The 1753-nt window shown below is 45.3% G+C and carries 1 protein-coding gene and 1 pseudogene; both read left to right on the top strand.

Annotated elements, in window-relative coordinates; translation table 11 throughout:
* Nucleotides 1–56: 56 nt before the first annotated feature.
* Nucleotides 57–1100 (top strand): annotated as a pseudogene (locus tag A3738_RS32115) (ammonium transporter); the annotation flags it as partial.
* On the top strand, nt 1074–1753 hold a 680-nt coding region (locus tag A3738_RS32700), incomplete at its 3' end, for a histidine kinase dimerization/phospho-acceptor domain-containing protein (protein WP_369819825.1). The pseudogene A3738_RS32115 and the gene A3738_RS32700, both read left to right, overlap by 27 nt.

Genomic DNA, 1753 nt, shown 5'->3' with positions numbered 1-1753 from the left:
CGTTTACGCCTGAATGACGACTAGCCTGACTGTTTAGTTTCTAATTATTGAGTTTGGTGACTGTGTCTGCTGAAGCGATCTGGTTAGCCGTTTGCGTATTCTTAGTTTTTCTCCAGCAAGTAGGTTTTTTATTGCTAGAATCTGGTTTGGTGCGTTCAAAAAACAACGTTAACGTTGCTGCAAAAAATGTCCTCGACTTATGTTTAGTGATTCTTCTTTTCTGGTTTGTCGGATAAGCAATTGTCTTTGATGGCGATCTTGTATTGGAAGGTGAGGGCTATCTAGTCTTTCTCTATCAGAGCCTATTTTTTGCACCCTGTGTAACGTTGATATCCGGAGCTCTTTCAGAGCGCGTTGCTCTCTGGGTATATGTCATTGTAGCGGTTTTTACCGCGGTCTTTATCTATCCCTTTTTTGCTTTTAATGTCTAGAGTCAGTCTGCACTGCTCGCACAGTTTGGGTTTGTAGACCTAGCTGGTTCGGCAGTTGTTCACGTCGTGGGTGGTGCGATTGCTTTGGCCGTACTTTTGATTATTGGTCCGCGGGAAGGTGTGTTTGTTAAAGGGCGCAAAGTGGCTCTTGCCGCTAATATGCCTGTAGCCGTTGGCGGTGGATTTTTATTGTTCATAGGCTGGTTAGGATTTAACGGTGGTTCAGCATATCGCTCAGATATCGACGTATTTTTAGTCATTGTTAATACGGTTTTCGCTGCATGTGGAGCGGGTGCTTTTGCTGTAGTATTTTCACTGCTGCGACGCTCAATTATTGATGTGAAGGTTCTGATAAATGCAATCTTATCAGGGCTAGTCGCGTCTTGTGCCTCGGCTCATCTTATTACGCCGACTCAAGCGCTTATGCTTGGTGTGCTTGCGTATTGGGTAATGAAAGGTTCTTCATCATTACTTGAATACTTCGAAGTTGATGATGCAGTTGATGCTGTGCCCGTTCATTTAGGTGGCGGTATGGTGAGAGTGTTGCTTCCTGTTCTGTTTGTTTCTGAGTTTTCGTTGCTGCCTCAGCTTGTTGGCTTGGCAATCGCTGTGGTTTGGGGTTTTGGTTTAACGTATGCAGTGATGCGATTAATTAACCGCTTTTGGCCTCTCAGAATTAGTAAGGAGGCCGAAAAGCTTAGGCTCAATATTTACGAGCACGGAGAGCGTAATGATCTGTCGGACATGATCGAGTCAATCAGCCACAACCATGAAAGCGGAGAACTAACGAAGCGATTGCCTGAAAATGAATCCACCGAAGTTGGTTTGTTAGCGGGGCATTACAATGGTCTTCTAACAAGCATAGATGCTCAGCAGCAAGAGCTTCAAGATTTACTGCGTGAGTCGCGGCGTCTCCAAGGTGTAAAGGATGAGTTTATCGGGACGATGAATCACGAAATACGAACGCCTATTACTGCGGTTATTGGATTCGCAAAACGATTGGTGTCTGGTGTTAGCAATGCTGATGAATCACGTGATTTGTCTAAGCGCGTGCTTGAAGCGGGGCAAAGACTCGATGCACTGTCCAAGCAGTTGTTAGATGTTGAGCGCGTAGATGGTTTTGAACACGGTGTTAGTTGCCAAGCTTACTCGTGCGAAGCTGTTGTACGAGAGGTGGGGGTTCAAGCGCACCTTATGTTTGATGAGCTTGGTGTCGGGATTAAGGAATCTGTTCCCAAAGAGCTCGAAGGTCAGGTTTATATAGATATGCAGGTCTTGTACGACGTGTTACGTGAGGTTTTTGATAATGCGCGTAAGTTTGG

This window comes from Oleiphilus sp. HI0066 (genome assembly GCF_001635725.1).
Note: the sequence above shows the minus strand (reverse complement) of the source record. Positions and strands in the feature narration are given on the sequence as shown.